General features: G+C 37.1%; 6 protein-coding genes and 1 pseudogene. 4 read left to right on the top strand and 3 right to left on the bottom strand.

The genetic code is table 11. The features are described from left to right. Positions 1–130: 130 nt before the first annotated feature. Positions 131–316: pseudogene (locus tag V7014_RS20375) on the bottom strand (HD domain-containing protein); the annotation flags it as partial. 191 nt (positions 317–507) lie between these two features. Between V7014_RS20375 and V7014_RS20370 the strand changes: the two are divergent. From V7014_RS20370 to V7014_RS20360, 3 genes are read left to right on the top strand one after another with little or no spacing between them, the layout of a single operon-like run. Next, positions 508–1083 (top strand): sigma-70 family RNA polymerase sigma factor, encoded by a 576-nt coding sequence (locus V7014_RS20370; protein ID WP_335509755.1) that lies wholly within the window; start codon positions 508–510, stop codon positions 1081–1083. Further along, positions 1073–2122 (top strand): hypothetical protein, encoded by a 1050-nt coding sequence (locus V7014_RS20365; protein ID WP_335509753.1) that lies wholly within the window; start codon positions 1073–1075, stop codon positions 2120–2122. The genes V7014_RS20370 and V7014_RS20365 overlap by 11 nt, the downstream gene beginning before the upstream one ends. Positions 2123–2147: 25 nt before the next feature. Further along, on the top strand, positions 2148–2300 hold the full coding sequence (locus V7014_RS20360; RefSeq protein ID WP_335509751.1) for a hypothetical protein: 153 nt from the start codon (positions 2148–2150) through the stop codon (positions 2298–2300). Positions 2301–3364: 1064 nt separating this feature from the next. Here V7014_RS20360 and V7014_RS20355 read toward each other — a convergent pair. After that, positions 3365–4639, bottom strand: coding sequence for an IS110 family transposase (locus V7014_RS20355; RefSeq protein WP_335509749.1), 1275 nt, complete (start codon positions 4637–4639; stop codon positions 3365–3367). Between the two features lie 271 nt (positions 4640–4910). Here V7014_RS20355 and V7014_RS20350 point away from each other — a divergent pair, with 271 nt between their 5' ends. Next, on the top strand, positions 4911–5306 hold the full coding sequence (locus tag V7014_RS20350) for a hypothetical protein (RefSeq protein WP_335509747.1): 396 nt from the start codon (positions 4911–4913) through the stop codon (positions 5304–5306). Positions 5307–5591: 285 nt separating this feature from the next. Here V7014_RS20350 and V7014_RS20345 read toward each other — a convergent pair whose 3' ends face one another. Further along, positions 5592–6746 carry a DUF2515 family protein gene (locus V7014_RS20345; RefSeq protein ID WP_335509745.1) on the bottom strand — a complete coding sequence of 385 codons (1155 nt, stop codon included), beginning with the start codon at positions 6744–6746 and terminating at the stop codon, positions 5592–5594. Positions 6747–6862: the final 116 nt, after the last annotated feature.

The following is a 6862-nucleotide window of genomic DNA, read 5'->3' as shown; positions in this document are numbered from 1 at the left end:
TTCAATAAGTGAAGGTTATTACATATTAGTCATGTAAAATATGTAAGACCCTTTATATATTTGGATTTTCCACATCCTTTATCACGATATTGTATCGTAGGATTTAGAAGTGAAAAATGCCTCAAATAGTTTAATCTACATTAGTGTATATTGAATCTTCTACACCTGGTAATAGTTTGTATATGCTTTTATCGAGTAGTTCTTCTAACTCGTTTTTAATTTTATAAAATCCATTCCAGTGTAGTGATGTGTGCGAATTTGTTCCATGACGTAAACCAACCGATACCAATCTTTTTTCAAGTGTAGTAAAATCCTCGATGCAACCGCTACTTTATTTTGTCTTGAATACGATCCTAATTTACCCATGATGTGTCGTGGAACTCCTGGTTTTTTGGACTGAGAGCCTCTTGTACTCAACTGTTTTAAAAAAATATGAAGAGAACCGAACCTTTTTCCGATATAGAGACAATATAGTGTGTAAGCTGCTTACTTAGGAGGGCCCTTTGAATGCAAAGTGAATATATGTATCAATTACTCACAAAAATGAAAGATGGTGATCAACAGGCGTTTCGTACGATGTATGAAGCCACCTATCATGACACCTACCGGACAGTCTCCTTTCTGGTGTATCATCAGCAGGATCGGGAAGATATCATGAATGAGATCTATATGCAAATGTGGACCTCACTAGCTAACTACGATACGAACCGTCCTTTCCAATTTTGGCTACACGGCTTGGTAATCCGTCAAGTGCAGAGATTTCGGGTTAAGAGCTGGCGGAGATTCCGAATTTTTGAACGCATCCGTGCCTGCTCTCAGGAAGAGTCTCATTGGGATCAACCTACTGTGTTGATGGATGAGACGAACCAAATGATATCGCAGGCAATTAAAAAATTGACCAACAAACAGCGAACAGTGATTATCTTCCGCTTTTTTCACGACTATACTCTTGAGGAAATTGCGACTTTGCTCGATATCCCGCTGGGTACAGTCAAGTCCAGATATCATGCTGGACTCCAGGCGCTTCGAAAAAACTTATGGAATCTCCCTCAGGAAAGGATGGAAAAGATCAATGACTATTGAACGCAAAATCCGTGAACATTTACACAAAGAGGCAGAAACTATGAAATGCCCCCCGGCTATTTCTAAACGAATAGAACAATCCTATTCTCAATATTTGCAACGAAAAAGGAGCGAAATGACCATGAAAAAACGATTAACTGGTGGAATAATTGCTGCTGCGATTTTGATTCCAACCGCAGCATTTGCGGGCCCTCCCCTGATTGAGATGCTTACTAGAACACCAATGACTGATGAACAAGTCAAGATGGATGAGGTTGGCAAAGCAACACTTGAAAAGCTGTATAGCGCATTTCCCGAAACAAAATCGTTTGAGATTATCGATGCAAGCTACGTTCAAGGTGTCCAAACAAGCATCACACTGCAGGAAAAAGGAGGAATCGGCAAAAAAATTACCCTTCATACAAACGGTACTACGGGTGAGATTGAACACGTGAATCAAGAGAATTGGGAGCCTAAGGAGAAGCCACTTATAACTTTAACCGATCAGGAAATCAAGTCGAAGGTAGATTATCTCATTGATAAAATGTATGGGAACATCGAAGAGTACGAGTTTACTATGGAGCATATGGAGAACCCAGATCAAAAAACATTGATGTTGAATTACACCAAAAAGGGATCAGAAGCACCGTTCTACCAGGTATTTGTTCAGGGCAATACAATTAGTGTTTCTCTGACTGGTGGAGATCCTACACCTTCAAACATTAAAGTAGAAGGTTTCTTCTCTACAAATGGTAAGCCTGATTATACTGCTGATGCCTTTTTAAACGATGAAAAACTGTTTTCTTTACTAAAAATTAGCCCGACAGAATTAAAACAAGAATTGTCAAATGGTAAATCTGTTGTGGAGATTGCAGCATCTAAAAATGTCTCTAAACAACAAGTGATTGATGTGATTGCAAAAACACAGGTTGAAGGACAAATTCAAGCTGAACAAAATGGAGAAATTCCTAAAAACAATCGTTCAAAGGAACAATTATTAAAAGCTATTGAACCGAAAGTATTACAAGTTATTGAACACAAAACTGAAACACCATGGTAGAAATAACAAGTCAAGGCAGATGAGGTTGACAAAAACATCGCTTGAGAAGCAGTTTAGCACATTTCCTGAAACAAAATCGTTTGTGATTTTCGATGAGCAACGTTTTAGTGGTGTATCCGTTGATTTATCAGAAATAATGAGTATTTACGCGTCTATCGAGAGTGGTGAAAAGTATTAAGAGTCCGTTATACTTAGCGTAAAAGAAACCGTCCGTTTTTAGAACAAATGGTATTTGTATAAAAAAATCAGAATTATCTTAACTCTGAAGTGAGAACTATTGGAATATCAATAGTTCTCACTTCATTTACATGTATTCAATGTAAACGTTACATTACGAAAGATATTTATAGTGACAGCTTTATCTTAGCTATTCCAGTCATTACTTTTCATGGCAAATTAGAAATGAAAAAGATTATGATGACTTACAAAAATCAAACGTGTTTGGTGATAAAGATAAACAGAAACGACTAGTATATGCCATTAAAGAAGGATTTGCATTGTTTGATTAGAGGCTGGTTTTATACCAGTCTTTTTTTTGCACTTACAAGCGTGAAATAGCTAAGAGAGTATAACTTACTTTTTTAAAAACACCTGTTTCAAGACAACTTAAGCATGACCTACAAAACCTTCTAAAGCCGATTATTATGTTTCGCAGAATTTGGTTTGTAACAACTCAACTTTGAACTGATACTACCGAATTGTTACTTTTAAAGACAACTCTTTGTGACCTTAAATAGCCATAACATTAATAAAGAACATTTCTTTTTCTTCGACTTCAAAATATTACCATTGCATTAAAGAAATTAAAAGGGTTACTAAAAATAAAGAACAATACTTATGTCACTCCCTCAGTTTAATACGTTTTTCTCACGAATACTCGCTTATTCGCAGGATTTCATTTTGACTTGAATTGTAATAACGGAAAGATATTAAGAGTCATGACAAGTTTTGTTAAATAAGGGCATGAGGAAATAGGGATTAGTAAAAAATCCCATATACTACCAGTATCATGCACGCATTCTCCACACAACCCCTGGAAGCTTTCCCTCCCATGTCTCAACGGGTCTTAGCCCTCTCATTCCTTCGTCACGCCTATCCAAGGGGTGGAGGCCGGTTTTGCTAACGGAACGGGTCGATGCCCTTTTGTGACATACATCCGGTACTCCGTGCTTTCTTTGAAATCCTACGAATAAGCCAATTTTCGTAAATAGCTAACCTTTTATAATTGTTAATCTTATAGTTTTATGCTGCTAGTTCTGTAATTGGAAATACTTTTTCAGGTGTGTATTCTAGTCCATTACGAGCCATTCCTACTAAGATTCTGGCTAATTTACCACACAATTTCATGATAGATTTGATCTTCTTTCGTTTTTTTACCTTAACATTGAGGGCATGAAGGGCTTTGAACTCAGCATTATTCATCACTAAAGCGATTGTTGCCATAAAGAGATATCGTCGAAGACGTGATCTTCCTCGTTTAGAAAGTACAATTTGACCTTTCCATTTTCCTGAACTTGCCTCAACCAGATGCAGTCCTGCATGACGTAACAGCGCATTTCCATGAGTAAACCCACTTAAATCACCTGATTCTCCTAGAATACCAGCTAGTGTTATAGGGCTAATCCCTTTAATGGCAAGCATTTTCTTTGCACAAGAGATTTGCATTAGAACTTCCGTTACTTCCTGTTCAATTGCTTCAAGTTGGGCTGTGGCAAGATCATATTCTTCAAGTAATTGTTGAAGATGGAGTTTATGGGCCTCAATTGCAATTTGAGTACCGACAGAGCGTTTGGCAAGGTCTATAAGCAAACGGGCCTTAGGTAAGCCTGCGTGTCGTTTCATTATTAATCTCCATTTGTTAACTATATCTTCTGGTTGTAGTCCACTCAATTCACCTGGAGTAGGAAAAGAGCGAAGTGTGGCAATGGCTCCTTTCAAAGTAATATCTTTAAACACTTGTTGTAACTCTGGAAACACGATTTCCACCCAACGATGGAGCTGATTTTTAGTAGTAACCAATCGTTTTACAACCACATCACGATTGGACATATATATCCGAAGTTTTTCAAAAGTTTCCGAGTTAGCACGAGTAAAAGCATAGTATCCGTTTTTGACCATATCTGCGATAACTAAGGCGTCCTTTATATCACTTTTAGATTGAGAGTTATCTCGATTTTCTTTATTCTTTTTAACTAGATGAGGATTGACTAAAACGACTTCTATATTGTGTTCTTTTAACCACTTTGATAAGTTCAACCAGTAATGTCCAGTCGGTTCCATACCGACAATGATTTTATCCAAACTATGCTCATTTAATAGATTATTAATCCAGTGTAATAACCTTTTAAAACCATCCTCGTGATTGCCGAAGGAAATAGGTTTTCCTAACACAATGCCTCGAAAATTTACCGATCGAGCAACGTGTACTTGTTGGCCAATATCTACCCCGACGACTAGATGTTGATCAGAAATTCGTTGAATGAGTTGATTTTGTTTTTGTTGCATTTTAAACTTCATAGTAGAGCTTCCTCCTTTAGGATGATGAGTTATTAGAGTGGTATCTATACTCTTATATCTTACTGAGGGGCTCTTTTTATTTCAAAGCTGAAAATTAACCATCTACAGGAATGCTAAAGGGCAGGTTAGTTGAAGAAGAAAGGTAATGTTTATGTTAATTATCAATATAAGTAAACTTGGTGCCTTTGTGTGATAAACTTCATATATATAATTACGGTTATAAAATCATAAATTTATCTAAATTTAATTTGGGATTGGTGGTGAATATAATATGATACTTCCTAATGGAATAACTGGATTCTGTAATTCAGTAGAAAATCAACCTCCAAAAGTTGATAGACAGCAATTTAAACAATTGTGTTACGATATTGTCATTCACAGTAGAGGGAAAATTGTAGATTTTAAGGAACCTGAATATCCAATGAACTTTTATAGTGTATATGTTCATTTGTTTAACAAGAACTTTTATATTCTACTTAATGAACATTATCCTTTTCTTGCTTTTAGTTCAAGTGTTGAATTCGGGAACATTAGATTTATTGATTTACCCAATTTTTCTGAGCAATTTACCCCATTTTACAAGGTATTACATACAGGCGAACTAAGTCTTCCACTAACTATGAGAAATGGTTCAAAAAAGGATGTCTACAAGACGATAATAATTTAAATAGTGCTGAATTAGATGAAATTAAATTTTGGAAACCAGAAACAGTGGGAGAGGTAATTTTTAATTATTGGGATTAGAAAAGGAAACGTTTTTTAACGGAGTTAATTATTTATGAATTATAATATCACTTAACGGGTGCAGAGGTACCGTCAGGAAGCGCATTTTCCTGACACTCCCCCCTTTCTGTTATGACACAATCAACAATTCGAGGAATAAAAGTCAAAATGAAAGGAGCGATCAATGCAAATATGTAGAACAGCTGTCAAAATCACCGCACGTTGATGGTTATTCCTCTTCCCGTAACAGAAGGGCTTCCTTTCCCATGACCGCAAGCTCAATTGTTTCAAGCGTTTTGCAATAATTCTCGAATATATCTCCATTCACATTGACTTCCTTATTAATATAGTCCAGAACATGCCAATCCTCAAACCAGTCGCCGCTTTCCGCATCTTCATGAGAAGTATTCGGCCAGGCGTATTTTAACAGTGGGCTGTACAACCGGTCGGCAGCGCCTTTTCTCAACTTACAATTCTTGACCCGAGGTTTATAAAGGGAACGGGGGAAAAATTCGTTTACATCGTTAAACAAATTGGGCCAATAATCTTTTCGTGAACCCGTATGGGGATGATCGTGCGCCCATTTCAAGATGCCTGCTGAAATATTTGTACGCTGAAAAAGGAGGGCATACAATCTTTTTCCGAATAAAATTCGTTCGTGAAGCGAAGTGAAATGGCGCGAGGTAGCGCCGGCAAGTAAGGCTTGTTTCCTATTTCCCTCTGCACAGTATGGAAAAAGAATGTGATTGAAACGCAAAAAATCATACAACTTGAAGCTAACCGTACCGGTTACGGTTTTTTTAAAATGATCATTTTGGATCACTCTTTTTTCCAAATAACTTTGTTCATTTATCACAGTTGCAATCGCAAGAGTGTAGGAATCCCCGCTGTTCCAAAAATAGCGCCACATCGTTTCCATAAAGGTGGAAATGTGAAAAAAGTGCAAAAGATGGAACATTTCCTGGTTGGCTTTCACACTTAGGTCATAAATCAAACACTGGGGATACACATCCTGAAAAATCAACCAGCTGCCGCGTTCCAAAAAAGAATAAATCGCCTTCTGATCTCTTACCGGCAGAAGTTTTGTCAGCAAATCCCCTTTTAAATCGGTCATGTTCCAGCCAACGTTCCTCGATACCATATGCCCAAGGAGGGCCCAATGGATTTCTGGACGCTCAAGATAAAAATTATAATAAGCCCGAGTCCGTGTAACATTGTTTTGATTATGTTGTTTTGTCTGTTCTCTTATATAGTGAATGCGTTGTTTATCGTTTTCGGATAAAGAGGGCAGGAGGCCGGAAGATTTACTTTTTAATTTTTTTATCAAATCCTTCTTTACATCCGAATAGGAATCAACCAAAAATACATCCTCCCTTATCAACATTTCATTTTAACTGCGTTTGATTCTCCCATTAAAGAAATGCATATTCATATTGCTAGAGGAATATGAATAAACCGTGAGTATTCGAAAGGGGGGGGACATGGGACATCGGGTACATG

Origin of the sequence: Bacillus sp. JJ722 (assembly GCF_036963345.1) — a bacterium.
Taxonomy (GTDB): Bacteria; Bacillota; Bacilli; order Bacillales; family DSM-1321; genus Bacillus_AD.
The sequence above is the reverse complement of the archived record's forward strand: the minus strand, read 5'-3'. Positions and strand labels throughout refer to the sequence as shown.

Excerpts from the sequence above, each read along its gene's own strand:
- V7014_RS20365 (WP_335509753.1), top strand. The coding sequence starts at position 1,073 with ATGACTATTGAACGCAAAATCCGTGAACATTTACACAAAGAGGCAGAA.
- V7014_RS20355 (WP_335509749.1), bottom strand. The coding sequence starts at position 4,639 with ATGAAGTTTAAAATGCAACAAAAACAAAATCAACTCATTCAACGAATT.
- V7014_RS20345 (WP_335509745.1), bottom strand. The coding sequence starts at position 6,746 with ATGTTGATAAGGGAGGATGTATTTTTGGTTGATTCCTATTCGGATGTA.
- V7014_RS20370 (WP_335509755.1), top strand. The coding sequence starts at position 508 with ATGCAAAGTGAATATATGTATCAATTACTCACAAAAATGAAAGATGGT.
- V7014_RS20350 (WP_335509747.1), top strand. The coding sequence starts at position 4,911 with ATGATACTTCCTAATGGAATAACTGGATTCTGTAATTCAGTAGAAAAT.